Source organism: Shewanella psychropiezotolerans (assembly GCF_007197555.1).
Lineage (GTDB): Bacteria > Pseudomonadota > Gammaproteobacteria > Enterobacterales > Shewanellaceae > Shewanella > Shewanella psychropiezotolerans.
Window position 1 is genome coordinate 3,066,890 of record NZ_CP041614.1, and the last position, 16,694, is coordinate 3,083,583.

The following is a 16,694-nucleotide window of genomic DNA, read 5'->3' on the forward strand; positions in this document are numbered from 1 at the left end:
AAGAGCCGTTTATCTTAGTGCTCAAACAGGATATCAGTTTAGCGTTGCAAATATATTCCTCTATCCAACGATAGAAAAACTTGCCGAGTTTCTGCGTAAAAACCAGAACGCCCACCCACCTTGCCGTCACCAAAAAACCTATCAACCATTCGACCTGGTTGATCGCACTCAGCTAAGCGACGAAGACCTCAGTCATTTCGAGGATGTCTATCCTGTTAGCTATACACAACTTGGCATTATTTCTGAAAATCTTAAACATGAACACTTAGTCCACACTGATAACTTTCATTTTAAGGTTTTTCACCCTTATTCGCATACCAAGCTGCTTGCCTCTCTTAATGTGCTCTTAAAACGCCATGAGCTATTGCATTCTATCATTCATGATCATCCCACTTATGACTTTTTGATTGGTGAGAAAAAAGACTACCAAGTCGAGGACTATGTGGTTGTGCACACGTTGATTTCGGAGGACTACGAGGCTTTTGATGGTGAAGCGTTTGGTCACGAGAAGTTCTCCATTGACGATGTTATCAATGATATGGGACAGACGCTTTTTCAACTGCATGTCATTATTAATGAAGAGGATACGTCAAACTTTACTCTTGTTGGCCTGTTTAATCATGTCATCGCTGATGGATGGAGTTTGAATCTCTTTTCTAGCCAATTGATGAATATGTACCTGTATGACAAGGAACCTTCGTTTGTCGACAGCATGAAATATGCTGAGTTTATTGCCAATGAACAAGAATGTGTGGCAAGAGATAACAGCAGGGAGTTTTGGCTAGATCACCTTAAAGACTATGAGCCAAAGCCACACCTAGAATTACGTAATACCATCGAAGCCAACTCGATTGAGGTTGACGCACTATTGGTACAAGTTGATCCGACATTCATTGAAAATGCCCACAAGCTTTGTGAAAAACTGCACATTAATATCGATATTATTTTCATGGCAGCCACCTATGTACTGATGTCTAGGTTTTATACCAGTGATGATATTACTCTGGGCTACATACAAAATAACCGTCCAGAAACAATCGGTTCAGAAAACACCTTTGGCTATTTTTTAAATCCAATCCCACTTCGAATTAACGGTCAACATAACGATCCAATTGAACTGTTGGAGAAAATCAATCAAATAAGATCGCAGGTTCTCAATCATAAATTATATCCCTATCCGCTGATACAAAAAGAATTAGGGGCAAATGGTACTCTCTTTAATATGGCCTTTAACTACATCAGTTTTAAGGGGATAGATGCATTTTCCGGTAAGGATATCGACACCTATATCAACACGGGTCTAGAGGATGTCCCCGCGTATGTGGAAGTGCGCGATATAAACGGTGAGTTTTATATACAGCTTAATTTTAAAGAAGGTAGCGTTGATGCTTATTATCAGAAATACCTCACTGAATATTATCTGTTTTATTTAGCCAGCATTCTCAGTGAAAAGCCAATAAAAAACCTGATGCTTGAGGATCATAAAAAAATTGTCTCGACCTGGAATCAAACCGAAGCAACCTATCCTAAGGATAAAAATCTCCAACTCTTGTTTGAGGATCAGGTTAAAAAAACACCACAGAGTATCGCGCTGGTGTTTGAAAACGAGAAACTGACTTACCATGAACTCAATGTGCGCGCTAATAAGCTTGCTCATACAATTCGTGCACAGTATCGAGATGAATATGGTACTGATCTTCAGCCTGATACTCTGATTGCTTTATATCTGGACCGTGGTCTGGAGATGGTGATTAGTATCCTTGCAGTGCTAAAGTCGGGTGGTGCTTATGTGCCTATATCTCCTGAGTATCCTAAAAATCGTACGACTTATATTCTTGCTGATATTAACGCGACGCTGCTACTCACTCAGCAACATCATCTTGAGCGACTTGACGGCTGGGCATCAGAACTCGACAACTCACTCGTGTTTATTTCAATAGATCACCGCGATTTTTCTTCGTTACAGACCTCAGATAATCCTGAGCCAGTCAGTTCGGCCACTGATTTGGCTTATGTTATTTATACCTCTGGAACAACAGGAAAACCCAAAGGGGTCATGGTAGAGCAGGCCGCTGTGACGTCCTTTGTCATAAACAACAACTACCTTGATGCTAAGGATGTGAATGTAGTTGCCAGCCTTTCTTCTCACGTATTCGACGGGTTTATCTTTGATTTATTCTTCTCCTTGCTGAATGGAAAATCCGTTGTTCTTTTGAAAAAAGAGGATGTACTGGAGTTGCCAGCATTGGTGAGAAAATTATCTTACCATCATGTTGACTCTCTCTTTGTGACCACAGCCTTGTTTAATTCTTTGATGGTAAACGGCGATCTGAAAACCACAAGCTTGCGGAATATTTTATTTGGTGGTGAAGCATCAAACATAAAACAGGTTGCTGATATTATTCGCAAGTATCCAGAATTATCATTCACTCATGTGTATGGCCCAACTGAGTGTGTTGTATTTGCTACTGCGTGCAGATTATCATCAATGTCAGCTGCAGTATTACCCATAGGTAAGGCTTTACCAGGAAAGTCGCTGTATATTCTTTCTAGCTTAAATAAACCGGTCCCCATCGGCGTACCCGGAGAGTTATATATCGGTGGTGCTGGGCTGGCACGGGGCTATTATAATAATCCAGCTTTGACATCTGAGCGCTTTATCGACAACCCCTTCGCCACCCAATCTGATATCGAAAAAGGTGATACCCGTCTGTATAAAACGGGCGATTTAGTGCGTTGGTTGCCCGATGGCAATGTGGAGTATCTGGCCCGTAATGATTTTCAGGTAAAAATCAACGGCTATCGTATTGAGCTTGGTGAAATTGAATCTGCTCTGACAGCACTGCCTGATGTAAAACAGGCCGCGGTCATTGAACGTGAGCATCAGGGACAGAAGTATCTGGCTGCCTACCTGATGCAGCAGGGGGGGCTTCGTTTCAAGCTGAAGTGTTTCGCAACGCACTGAAAGAAACACTGCCCGAATATATGGTGCCTGCGACTTTTACCCAGATGACTGAGCTTCCGCTGAGCATCAACGGTAAGTTGGATCGACATGCACTACCGGAGCCTAAATTTGTTGCAGTAGATAATTATGTCGCACCACGTGATGAGCACGAGAAAGACATTTGTGTCATCTGGCAAGACGTATTAGGGCTGCAGCGAGTCGGGATAAATGATGACTTTTTTAAAATAGGGGGGGAATCGATATCAGCCATTAGACTATCCCACCGTGTTACCGCTGAATTAGGTTATCAAGTCAGCGTTGCCAATATTTTCAGCTATCCGACGATCCTATCTCTCCTTGAAAATATAGATTTTAACAAGCAATCAACTACTTATGGTGAACTCTAATGCACACAGCCTACGAAACTCTCATTTTTGCAAATAAAATTGGTATTTCTCTTTGGGTTGCAGAAGGTGACAAGCTTAATTATAAAGCCACCAATCACCCTAAGACTGCAGACACGCTAAAAGACATTGTGGCGCTGAAACCTGAAATTATTGATGTGTTAAAACGCAATGGGATCCATAACGAGGTCTATCAACTTCCAATTATTTATCGGTGCGAGCAGGTACAGCCAAAGCTTTCCTTCGCACAAGAGCGACTTTGGTTTATTGAACAATACGAAGGTGGCACAAACGCCTATCACGTACCGAGAGTTTATCAATTACGTCCTGACGCGAATATAGAAGGGATTAAGTTTGCCATCAGAACGATCGTGTCCAGACACGAAGTCTTGCGCAGCACGCTGAACACACAAAACGAGGTGGCCATACAGTGTGTGCACGAAGACGAGCTCAACATTGACGAGCACACCGTGACTTCCACAGATGAACTCACCGCGGTAATAAGGAAAGCGATCAACCGGCCATTTGATTTAACTTGTCAATACCCTATTCGAGTCACGCTTTATCATATCGAGAAGCATGAGTTCGACGATAGCACGACAAGCCAAGCGGACACCTTGCTATTAATTAACATTCATCACATTGCCACCGATGGCTGGAGCATGGACTGCTTTCAGCGTGAGTTTCAATTGTGCTACACCGCCTTTACTCACCACCACACGAACGATATAAAACTGCCGATTTTGCCCATTCAGTATAAAGATTTCGCTGCTTGGCAACGGGAATATTTTCAAGACGATGTATTGCAAGAACAAGCAGACTTTTGGTTAAACAAACTAACAGGTTTCGAGAGCCTCAACTTACACTGTGACTATGCTCGACCAAAGTATCTGGAATACCTTGGTAAACGTCAATTTTTTACGATAGATGAAACAGTCAGCTCGAAGCTGCAAGCCTTCAGCAAAGCACAAGGCACCACGCTACATGTTATCCTGTTGAGCGTCTTTTCTATCGTATTAAGCAAATACAGTGGGCAAACTGACATCGTCACAGGCAGCCCAATTGCTAACCGGCATTTTTCACAGCTTAAAGACAGTATTGGCTGCTTTGTTAACACTCAGGTGAATCGCACCCAGATTGATCCACACGTCAGCTGCGAAGAGCTGTTTTCACAAGTTCATGATGAACAAGCAGAAACTCAGAAACACCAGGATCTTCCATTTGAGAAGCTTGTAGAGCTACTTCAAGTCGAGCGAGATTCAAGTAGGCACCCTATTTTTCAAGTCATGTTTGGTGTACAAAGTTTTGGCAAGTTGGTGGACGATTCTGATGCACTTCACAACAGTCCACTGCTCCCTCGGGATGATATAAACCAGGAAAATGAAATTGCTGCATTTGATTTATCATTATTCGTTGATTGTAGTGAAGATCATTTCCACGGCATGATTTCATACAAAACAAGCTTGTTTTGTAAAGATACAATAGATCAGTTTATTCGCCACTATGGTTATATCCTAGAACAAGTGTTGGAGGCACCAAAGCAGCCGATAAAAAATTTGACTCTCCTGTCACCGGACGACTATGAAAAGCTGGTCAATCAATACCGTTACACTGAACAGCATGACGGTACGACCAACAGTATTTCCCAGTGCTTTTTAGCACAAGTCGAACGGTCACCTCATGATATTGCCTTAACCTATAATGACCTGAACCTAAGCTATCAAGCACTCAATAACAAAGCGAATCAGTTAGCAGCACAGATACAAAAAACGATTAACCAAAGTGAAGTATCGGCCACAACCCACAAGTTGAAAATTGGTTTATTGCTTGATAGAAGCCCGGAAATGGTGATTGCTATGCTAGCAATCTTAAAATGTGGTGCGGCTTATGTGCCGATGGATCCAGGTTATCCTAAACAACGACTGGATCATATGGTCTCAGACACTAAGCTGCCGCTTATCTTATCATTGCGCCGCACCGCATACTCGGATGAGCCGAATGAGTCCGTTCTAAACACGCAAAAACGGTTTAAGGAACATTACCGATCGTTCGCCGACAAACTGTTGATTATCGACTTAGATGAAACTTTTTATGAGACCAAAGCTAACGAGATACAGATAGACTGTCACCCCGATGATTTAGCCTACGTAATCTATACTTCTGGCACAACGGGCAATCCAAAAGGTGTCTTGATTAGTCATGCCAACATCTCAAGCCTAATATTTAGCGACTTCTTAAGCATCAATCGTGATGATACTTTTATGTTCTTGTCCTCGCCAATATTTGATGCGGCAACATTCGAAATTTGGATGCCATTATTACATGGCTGCAAACTCGTTATCCCTAACGATGTTAAGTCTCTCATGGCCTCACCTGATGATTTGGCTATTCTCCTCGACAAACACAATATCACCACTCTTTGGCTCACTAACACATTGTTTGAAAACCTATATTCAATCAAGGCAGATTTATTTCAGCATCTACATTACTTATTGGTCGGTGGTGAAGCACTCAATAAAGAGATTATTAATCGTCTGATCGAATCAAAATACCGCCCTAGACACCTACTGAACGGTTATGGCCCCACTGAAAGTACAACATTTACCTGTATTCACTCAATGGATAATAAAATTGGCACCGCTAATGTGCCCATCGGAAAACCGATAAAAGGCAGAACATGTTATATCCTCGATAAGGATGAAAACCCTGTTCCTGTAGGCATCGTTGGCGAGTTGTATATTGGTGGGGCCGGGATCGCTCAAGGGTATCTCAACAACCCTACACTCACCGAAGAAAGGTTCATCCATGATCATTTCATTCACCATCGTGGAGCGGTGAGTTCACCCCGAAAACTGTATAAAACAGGGGATCTCGTGCGGTGGTTACCCGATGGGTCCATTGAATATATAGGACGCAATGATGCTCAAGTTAAAATCCGCGGCTATCGTATAGAGCTCACCGAAATTGAAAATAAACTAAAAACACTATCAGGGATAAATCAAGTCGCAGTGTTGGTCAACACGCGCGAAGTCGGGAGCAGAGTGAATAAAATGTTGGTGGCTTACTATACGACCAATAAACCACAGCCTATTACGCCACAAACGCTCACCGAGCACTTAATAGAACAACTGCCTGATTATATGATCCCGAGCGCGTGGGTTGAACTCGATGAATTTCCGCTAACGATCAATGGAAAACTTGATACCCACGCACTGGCTAAAGTTGAGATTGCAGCTAACAGCGATGGCGTTGCACCGAATAGCACTTTAGAAAAAACGCTGTGCCAAATCTACGCCAATGTATTAAGCCTCCTGGTCGAGGACATAAGCATAAATGCAAACTTTTTTGCCATAGGAGGCAACTCGATACTGAGTATTCAATTAAAGCATCAGCTCAATCAGGTTAAAGAATTTACCCACCTCTCAATTGCAGATACATTCAAATTTAATACCGTCAAAAAGCTGATTCAAAGTGTACAAAATAAAGACAACAATGCTTACAAACTACAAAAAAGTGCCGATAGCAATGACAACAAAATCGCAGTTGTTGGACTCTCTGGTAGTGTTAATGGTGCGGATAATATCAGTGAATTATGGTCTCTGTTAGCCAATCAACAAGAGGGAGTAACGTTTCATAGCCAGGAAGAGTGTAGAGAGCTCGGGGTGTCTGAAGCCGTTCTTGCCAACGATAATTACGTACCGATCTCCACTCATATTCGACATACTGACAAATTTGATCCCTTATTCTGGAATATGTCACCGAACGAAGCCAAGCTGCTTGACCCGCAAATACGAAAGTTCATGGAGCACTGCTGGTCTGCACTTGAATCATCTGGCTATATTACCCAACGAAAATCACAGCTGATCGGCATCTTCGCCGGAAGTGGAACAGACCATTATTTCCAAAACAACATCGTAAACCGGACGCAAACAGGAGAAATTAACCTATGGGAAGCTTCTATCTCAAACCGAAAAGATGCGCTGGCAACCAAAACCGCGTATTTTCTTGGGCTGACTGGCTCAGCGAATTCGATTAATACAGCCTGCTCTACAGGGCTCGTCTCAATTGTCGAAGCTTGTCGTAATCTCCAGCTAGGGACATGTGACATGGCCCTCGCTGGAGGGGTATCACTCAGCATGCCTGAAGAAATAGGATATACCTATACAGAAGGCATGATCATGGCACGTGATGGTCATTGTCGGCCATTCGACCTAGACGCATCAGGGACCATTCCCGGCTCAGGTGTCGCCGTGGTTGTACTCAAGCCACTGTCAGCAGCAATGCAAGACAACGATGAGATTCTTGGAGTAATATCCGGGTATGCAACAAATAACGATGGTGATCGTAAGACAAGCTATACCGCTCCGTCACTGATTGGGCAAAGTGAATGTATCATCAACGCTCAGGTAATGGCGGGTATCAGCCCAGCAGATATCGATTACATTGAGTGTCATGGCACTGCAACTCATCTAGGTGATCCTATTGAAGTTCAGGCGCTTAAGGAAGCGTTTCATCATCAAACTCCAGAAAATGGCTTACAGAGTAAAGCGGTGCTGGGCGCTGTTAAAGCCAATATAGGGCATACCGATGCCGCATCGGGAGTCGTGGGTTTGATCAAAGTTCTCCAAATGCTGCGGCACAAAATGATACCTGGTCAGGCAAATTACGCGTCTGCAAATGTCGAGCTTAACCTAGACGACACACCTTTTGAAATTATTCAGCAAAACAGGCCGTGGGAAGCAAACAACATCAAACCCCGCATTGCGGGAGTGAGTGCCTTTGGGATCGGCGGGACAAATGCCCATGTCATTGTAGAAGATTTGTCTAATCAACCGATACCAGAGGCTGCTTTGGCAGCAGAATGTACAGAGGGTGAAGGCCAGTCCGTTATCGTTCCTATATCGGGTAAATCTAGATCTGCACTGGAAAACTATAGAACTGTTTTGCTGAGCTACATTGAACAACATGGTGATAAACCAAGATTACTCAACGATCTGGCTTTCACTTTATTGAACAATCGCGAGCACTATGATCACAGAAGCGCCTATGTTGCTGGTAATTGTGAGGAACTGATCCAAGCCATCAAAGCAGATCAATCTTACTGTCAAGTCGATATAGAATCAGACACTAACGTCATTTTTATGTTTCCAGGGCAAGGCACACAATATGTCAACATGGGCAAAGGGTTATACGATAACGAACCACAGTTTGCTGATATTGTTGACCACTGCATCCAAATCGCCAGCCAATATTTGCCTAATGATTTGCATGATGTCCTGTTTACACAAGGTGAACACCCCACCAATAACATCAACAATACAGAATGGACGCAAATCTGTCTTTTTGTCATTGAATACTCATTGGCGAAATTCCTCACCCTGATGCGGGTTAACGCTGATGCCTATATGGGACACAGTATCGGTGAATATGTCGCCGCGACGCTATCGGGCATCTTTAGCTTAGAAGATGCCATCAAGGTCGTGATCGCACGTGGTCAGCTGATGCAATCAATGCAACCAGGCAAGATGCTGGCAGTGCAAGCGCAGCTAGCACAAATACGACAAACGGTAGAGTCTCATCATTGTGAAATATCAGTGATCAACTCTCATGAAGATATCGTCATATCAGGATTAGAAGAAGACATACAGACCTTGCAGGCTGACTTTACCCACTCAGACATACCATCAGTACTCCTGACGACATCACACGCTTACCATTCTCGGATGATGGATATGGCGGCCCATAAATTCAAGCAAGTGCTATCGACTGTCACCATCAATGCTGCCAGTAAACCTTTCGTGACCAACCTGACGGGGAAAATGGCCACATCAAATGTACAGTCTGCAGAGTATTGGTGTGATCAGTTGAGGAATACGGTTCAATTCGCAGAATGTATCGACACGATCAGTCAGCACTTTGACCACAAAGTGACCTTTATCGAAGTCGGTTTGGGCAAAGGCCTGACGTCCTTTGTCTGCAAATATATTGAATCAGATAAGAGGAAGAACATTCATGTATTTAATATACTCCCCTCTTATAAAGGGAGTCAGATCTATGATGTTAAATCTAGATCAGATGTATTAGCCATTCTATGGAAGAATAATCAATGCCTTGCTGAGAATTTAGATGTTTATCGAAACATCGCTTCAGGAAGAAATCTTTCTGATTGCCCCACTTATCAATTTGATCGACAAAAATGTTGGATTGAAAAACCACTAAACAACGTTCACCAGAATCAGCTTCAGCTTTTAGAAAAACAGCACTGGTATAGCACGCCACAATGGTCAACCTGTAAACCATTTCATAAGAGCAGTAATCGTATTCTCTTTAGTAAGGCTCTGATTTTACTGAGACACGGCCAAGAATACTGTGATACCTACGCCTCATTAGCAACATCAAGTGCTATCGTCAGGCTCAATATTAATGTGTCTGAGTACTCCGTAATAGACAATAACATCTTAGTTAACCCAGAAAATGAAGATCATTTTTTACAGCTGCAAGCACACTTTGTGAATGGGCAATATGACGCCATCATTCATGCTGCATCGATTGATAATCATGAGCGCCTCGAGCTCGCACTCAGTTACAGTTTTTATTCACTATTCTTGACTAGAACCTATTTACTAACCAGCCCTCACCTCAAAACACTGTTAGTGTTGACTAACCATATTGCTCAAATTAGCGAAGTTGATCCCGTGAATCCTAGCAATGGCACTTTGGTAGGAGCTGGGCGAAATATTAAACATGAATATGCGCATATCAATACCGGATTACTGGATGTAGGGGTCGTTGGTCCACACACAACGGCCTATATACAGCAGGCGTTTCAGGTTAACTCCAATTACCGAACAAACACGCTATTTGCCATAAAGTATGGCAAGCTTTGGCAAGAAAGTTACCACGTGGTTGATCAAAAAAACCTTACTAGTCAGCCGGTTATTTCTGATGGTGATATTATCCTCGTCACAGGCGGCATGGGGGGGTTGCGTTGAGCATTGCACATGCCATTGCTGAAAAACACCGAGTCACATTTATGCTGCTGAGTCGAAATGATATCTGCCAAAATCAGGCACCTTCAGACTACGTGAAGCAGAAGCTGGACATCATCGAGAGTATCAAAACAAAGGGGTCCACGGTCTTAACGCGAGCCGTCGATATTGCCAATCCGGATCAATTCAATCAGTCGTTCCTTCAGGCACTTATTGCAGAGAGAGACATCACAGGCATTATTCACACCGCAGGGGTCTCACCGCTTCCTCCTGAGCAATACAATATCCAAAATATGAAAAATGCGCTTGCGGGTAAAGTGTATGGACTTAACAATATATTAAGTTGCATCAACACTCAGAGGTTAAAGTACCTAGCTACGACCTCTTCGCTTGCGAGCATTATGGGTGATGTCAATCGGATTGAATATTGTGCGGCGAACAGCTATCTCGATTACCTTGCTGTCGATAAGCTCAGTCTAGGCGATACTGCTGTTGTCTCAATTAACTGGCCGGGCTGGTCTGATATTGGTATTGTCAGAAATCAGGAGAAAAATAATACAAAATCCGCTACCAATGAGTTAAGGGACGATAATTCGCTGGGTTCATTGATGTTGTTAAACTCAGTAAAACAGCAAGAAGGCGCATCGGTTTTCTACGACCTTATCCAGCAACCCTACTCGCAAATTATCTTCTCTAAACTGGATATCAAACGACTAGAAAAGGCACTGTTCCAGCCATCAGATCCAGCAGAAGTCACATCCAGCAATGAGGTTGTATTACTGGAAGACTCGCATTCAGAACAAGAGGCCCAGGTGGCACAGCTCTTTGCCGATATATTAGGCGTGGAGCAATTGTCTCTGGATGATGATTTCTTCAACATTGGTGGAAACTCCATTCTCGCCATTCAGCTATCCCACAAAATTAGCCAAACCCTGGACAGGGATATCAAAGTGGCAGATATCTTTAAATATAGAACGATTAAAAATATTCTCTCTTCTGTTGTCACGAAGCGCAAGCTTGATATCCCCAAAATAGCGGATCGAAGAGTCACCTTGTCATTTGCACAACAACGTCTGTGGTTTATTGAGCAGTATGAGCAGGGAACCCATGCTTATCATATCCCGACCTTATATCAGTTAAAATTGGGAACTGATATAGCAGTATTGAAGCGGGTAATAGCCAAGATCATGGATCGCCATGAAGTGTTGAGAAGTGTCATTGAGCAAGACGAAAATTCAGAGTTAGGCGTACAAATCGTATGTGATAAGCCCTTACAAGTCGAAGAGGTTACTCTGTCAGATCGCGCTTCCTTGGATGTAATGATCACTCGAGATATTACTTGTCCATTCGATTTATCTAATGAGTACCCAATAAGAATCAAGCTCTACACTTTTTCCGCTCCCACGGAAACAAGCGCCCCCGAACTGACCGGCCAACATACCGACCATCAGCATATACTGCTCATCAACATGCATCATATTGCTACAGACGGGTGGAGTCTGGATATCTTTCATCGAGAGCTCTCTGCGCTGTATACGGCTTACAATACGAATCAATCAACTGAACTGATTACGTTGCCAATTCAATATAAGGATTTCGCCCACTGGCAGCGTACGTATTTGCAAGGGGAGGTTTTACAGCAGCAACTTGATTACTGGAAAGAAAAACTGACAGGGTTTGCGACACTTGAATTGCCTATCGATCATCAAAGACCCACTCAGGTCGACTATCAGGGCGGGCATCAGAAATTTACCCTCAATGCAAACATCAGTCAGGCAATACAATCGTTGGCGAATGAAAAACAAACAACAGTCCATACGATCCTGTTGACCGCTTTCTCAGTGTTGCTCAGCAAACTATCAAATCAGTCAGACATTGTGACAGGCTCCCCGATTGCCAATAGGAATTACGCGCAAATAAAAGATCTCATTGGTTTATTTATCAACACACAAGTGAATCGAGTGGAAGTTAATCCAGAATTGACTTATCACCAGCTCATTGAGCAAGTACATCAAGATCAGATCGCTGGGCAACAATATCAAGATGTGCCATTCGAAAAGCTGGTTGAAGCACTGAGTATCGATCGAGATTTAAGCAGACACCCTATTTTTCAGGTTATGTTCGGCGTGCAGAGCTTTGGTCAATTGGATAATAAGGAAGAGGATGGCCGCACACCGCTACTCCCCTATGAAATAAAAGAGCCCACTGATGAAATAGCTCGCTTTGATTTGGCTGTATTTATTGATGACAGTCGGGATGAAATACAAGGGCATGTATCTTATAAAACCAGTCTGTTCAACGCTGCAACGATATCCAGTTATATTAACCGTTTTACACAGTTGCTAGCATGTATTCTGCACTCTCCAGACGACGCAATACGGACACTCTCTATCCTGACAAGGGAGGAGGAGCACATCATTCTCCATGACTGGAATCACAGCCAATGTGATTATCCAAATCAGTCAACCATTGCTGAATTATTCCAACGCCAAGTTGAGCTTTGCCCGGATAACATTGCCCTCGTCTGTCGTGAGACACAGCTTACCTATCAAGAGTTAAACAGCAAATCAAATGCTTTAGCCAACGTGATTCGCCAGACATACAAGCAACGAACGGGGGCTGATATGAAGCCGGGCACACTCATTCCCTTGTGTTTCGACAGATGCCTGGAGATGGTGATCAGTATACTGGCAGTATTTAAGGCCGGTGGCGCCTACGTTCCCATCGATCCAAATTATCCAAGCGAGCGAATAGATTACATACTGAGTGATATTTGTGCGGCGTTTATTCTGAGTAAGCGCTGTTTTGTGCAACACAATAAAACGGAATCGAGTTCGAATAAACCCGATAATCAGCACATAAATCGACCACTCTTCTTTGACGATTTTGCCGTGGTTGCCGATCTTGATGAGGCCTTCTATCATCATGCTGAGCCTAACCGCCCTCCATTTTCTGCTGCCACGGATCTTGCGTATGTCATTTATACGTCAGGAACAACGGGCCAGCCTAAAGGGGTGATGGTGACTCATCGTGCTTTAGCTTATTACACCTATATGTTCATTGAAACCGTTAGTGTAGACAAAATTAATTCTGCCTTTGTATTAAACTACTGCTTTGATGCGTCACTACCAACCATATTTTCTGGTTTATTAACGTCAGGCACAACAACGATACTCGATAACATCAATGATTTTACCTCTCAGGATTTGGTGGCATATCTACAAGCCGAGAAGATCAATACGTTAAGGCTTACCCCTTCAATGCTGATGTCATGTCAAGATGAGTTGGTAAAATATAACACGCGACTTAGCCTCGTCTTGGGGGGAGAGCCCATAAATTATGCAGCGGTAAATGCATTACGCTCAAATAGTCATATAAAACTCTTTAATCAATACGGTCCAACGGAGTGCACCGTCGGCAGCACCGTCAAGCCCATTAGTGAAGATGTCTCTGTACAAAACATAGGGAAACCCTATGCTGGCAAACGGCTATATATACTTGATCAGTCGAAGCAACTCTCTCCAATTGGGCTAATTGGTGAGCTCTATATTGGAGGCGAAGGCTTAGCCACGGGGTATTTAAATCGTTCAGAGTTAACCCAAGAACGATTTGTCGCCAACCCCTATATGACGAAAGAAGACAAACAGAAAGGCTATACACGGTTATATAAAACGGGGGATCTTGGACGTTGGCTGGACAATGGGGATATTGAATATATTGGTAGAAACGATGATCAAATTAAACTTCGTGGTTACCGTATTGAGCTGGGAGAAATTGAACATAAAATTCTGGCTCTTCCTGGAATAAAAGCAGCGTGTGTTTTATTACAACAGCAAGCCAATGCGAGTCATCACAAAAAATACGTGGTCGGCTATTATCGATTAGAGGATAACGTACACATAACCGGTGATGTTATTTTACAACAATTGGCCATTCATCTTCCGGAATATATGTTACCCAGTCATGTCATTGAGGTCGATGCGTTCTCACTGACGGCCAATGGTAAATTGGACAAAAAAGCCTTGCCTAAACCTGAGTTCACTCAATCAGAGCATTATGAGACTCCCAGCAATGAATACGAAAGAAAAATCGGGGTTATCTGGCAGGAAATTCTAGGGTTAGAGCGTGTGGGCATGACTGATGACTTCTTCCGTATTGGTGGTGACTCCATCACCTCTATCCAAGTCGCGAGCCGAATTCGACGAATGGGTTTAAACTGCCAAGTTAAGAATGTCTTCGAATACAGGACGGTGAAACGCCTGTGTCAATATCTATTGAGCTCAGACTCGTCCGTAAAAATGCAATCAGAAGAGGGAACATTAAGGGGGAACTCGGTTTTTTACCCATCCAAGCGTGGTTTATAAATCAAGTCTGTTCTGGCAAGATACGGAATGAAAATCACTGGAATCAGAGCTTTCTTGTCAAAGTACCACAGTTAGATTGTGACATTATGCCAGAAGTTATTCGCCAACTTATTAGTTACCACGATATTCTACGAGTCCGCTATACGAAACAACAAGACACTTGGTTGCAAAGTTATCAGGCTTCGATGGAACAACCAGAGCTTAAAGTGCTAGATGTTAGGCAGTATAGTGATGATGAACTGAACGCAGTACTCACAGACTGGCAAAGTCATTTTGACTTACAGCAAGGTCCACTCTTTCAGTGCGCCTACCTTTACGGATATCGAGACTCAAGCGCGAGACTGTTCTTTTCATTGCATCACATGATTGTGGATTCAGTAAGCTGGCGCATATTGATAGAGAATTTCAAAACCTTGTATGAAGGAGGCACTCTAGAAAAGAAAGGCACGAGCTACCGACAATGGGTCAATGAAGTACGACGCTATCCTGACATTAACCCTGATGAAGACATGTTTTGGCAAAGACAGGTCGATGTTCTTGCAGATTGTCACTCGCTATTAGACCGAGAAGACAAAGGCCAACCTGTTTGTTTTCATGAAATAACGTTAAACCAGGAGCTGACATCTGCACTCTTGCAAACCGCAAATAGGCCCTATCATACGGCGATTAATGAGCTGTTGCTTACCGCCTTGGTCTACGCTTTAAAACACATATCTGGGAAAGATATCCATGGGATCACTTTAGAAGGCCATGGAAGAGAACACCTCAGCGACTCGATAGATCACAGTCATACCGTTGGATGGTTTACCAGTAAGTTTCCCGTTAAGCTTCAAGTGCAGCACGACCTTGCTGTGACAATAAGAGGCATAAAACACCTGTTACGCAGTATTCCAAATAAAGGGATTGGGTTTGGTGCTTTTGTGGCTAATCAGTCACAGTCACCAGCACCAAGCTATGACTTTAATGATATGCCTGAAATCAGTTTTAACTATCTAGGTCGCTTCGACGCTATTGAAGGCTATTGGCAAGTCGTCAATGAAAACAGCGGCCAGAGCGTTTCACAAGACAACCCCATGCTAAATGTCCTCAACATCAATGGCATGATCAATGACGGGAAATTATATTTTGGCATTCATTCAAAACTCTCAGCAATACAAGCCATAGAGTTCTCAGAAGCTTTTCAGAAAACACTGGAAACGGTCATTACGCATTGTTGTGAACAAGATAAACGGCAGGGGTATATCGCTCACCCAGAAGACTTTAACGACTTTGTTCCCTATGAAATGGTTAATGAGACAATCAACCAACAACCGATCTTTATTTTTCCCCCAGGAGGCGGCGGTGCTGAATCATTCTACAGTAACCTGGTACCTCATATGGCGGATCATAAACTGGTGTTATTTAACAACTACTACGATTTTATCAATGAGAAAAAAGGCGAGCAATCGACAGATAGCCTCACCTTTGAAACGCTCGCGATATTCTATATTGACTATATCAAGCAACTACAAATCAAAGGGCCCTATCTCTTTATGGGCTGGAGCTTTGGTGGGGTACTGGCCTTTGAGATAACCAAACAGCTGACCGCTTTGGGAGATAAGGTCAGCCATTTAGTGTTACTTGATTCTTATTTCAATTATAAGGAAGCATGGAATCACTCTACGTTCACTGCGCGCGCGCAATTTGAGAGAAACGTGAATTATCAGTACCAACCTAAGCCATTTCGTTGCCCCGATCCAATAAAAGTGACCTTGTTCAAAGCAAAACACGTTGATGAAGGCAATGTCCCTCACGGTGTCGTCAATGACAGCGTAGAGGGGACTATGCTGAAAATTATAGGAGCATCCATGCCTATTATGTGAATAATATTGAGGACAACCATGTCAATCAATATATCAGCCATGCGGATATCAATATCATCCCGATGGAGGCATCACACAATAGCTGGGTTAACAATCGCCAAGTCATACAAGAAATAGTGGACGTTTTAAAT

The 16,694-nt window shown here is 43.1% G+C and carries 5 protein-coding genes; all 5 read left to right on the forward strand.

What is annotated here, in order from left to right:
• Positions 1 to 154 precede the first annotated feature (154 nt).
• Genes FM037_RS13635 through FM037_RS13655 form a run of 5 tightly spaced genes read left to right on the forward strand, consistent with a single transcriptional unit; the run spans position 155 to position 16,563 of the window.
• A complete protein-coding gene (locus FM037_RS13635; protein WP_267874896.1) occupies positions 155 to 2,965 on the forward strand; it encodes a non-ribosomal peptide synthetase in 2,811 nt (936 codons plus the stop codon).
• Positions 2,947 to 3,351 carry a phosphopantetheine-binding protein gene (locus tag FM037_RS13640; RefSeq protein ID WP_144046449.1) on the forward strand — a complete coding sequence of 135 codons (405 nt, stop codon included), beginning with the start codon at positions 2,947 to 2,949 and terminating at the stop codon, positions 3,349 to 3,351. The genes FM037_RS13635 and FM037_RS13640 overlap by 19 nt, the downstream gene beginning before the upstream one ends.
• A complete protein-coding gene (locus FM037_RS13645) occupies positions 3,351 to 10,340 on the forward strand; it encodes a non-ribosomal peptide synthetase/type I polyketide synthase (RefSeq protein ID WP_144046450.1) in 6,990 nt (2,329 codons plus the stop codon). Before FM037_RS13640 ends, FM037_RS13645 begins: the two co-directional genes overlap by 1 nt.
• On the forward strand, positions 10,337 to 14,701 hold the full coding sequence (locus FM037_RS13650; RefSeq protein ID WP_144046451.1) for a non-ribosomal peptide synthetase: 4,365 nt from the start codon (positions 10,337 to 10,339) through the stop codon (positions 14,699 to 14,701). The genes FM037_RS13645 and FM037_RS13650 overlap by 4 nt, the downstream gene beginning before the upstream one ends.
• Positions 14,599 to 16,563: a condensation domain-containing protein gene (locus tag FM037_RS13655; protein ID WP_144046452.1), complete on the forward strand. Its 1,965-nt coding sequence runs from the start codon at positions 14,599 to 14,601 to the stop codon at positions 16,561 to 16,563. Before FM037_RS13650 ends, FM037_RS13655 begins: the two co-directional genes overlap by 103 nt.
• The last annotated feature ends 131 nt before the right edge of the window (positions 16,564 to 16,694 follow it).